Origin of the sequence: Streptomyces sp. NRRL B-3229 (genome assembly GCF_000719505.1) — a bacterium.
GTDB classification, from domain to species: domain Bacteria; phylum Actinomycetota; class Actinomycetes; order Streptomycetales; family Streptomycetaceae; genus Streptomyces; species Streptomyces griseorubiginosus.
Window position 1 is genome coordinate 1 of sequence record NZ_JOGP01000178.1, and the last position, 201, is coordinate 201.

Sequence of the window (201 nt, forward strand, 5' to 3'; positions counted from 1 at the left end):
CGCGTCATCATCGACTTCGTCATGAACCACACCAGCGACCAGCACCCGTGGTTCCAGGAGTCCCGCGCCAACCCCGACGGCCCCTACGGCGACTACTACGTCTGGGCCGACGACGACAAGCAGTACCAGGACGCCCGGATCATCTTCGTCGACACCGAGGCCTCCAACTGGACCTTCGACCCGGTCCGCAAGCAGTACTTC

At 63.7% G+C, this 201-nt stretch carries 1 protein-coding gene; it reads left to right on the forward strand.

The window, feature by feature from the left end:
- Positions 1 to 201 (forward strand): alpha-amylase family glycosyl hydrolase (locus IF54_RS40390; protein WP_037821327.1); only part of this gene is annotated, 201 nt, incomplete at both ends.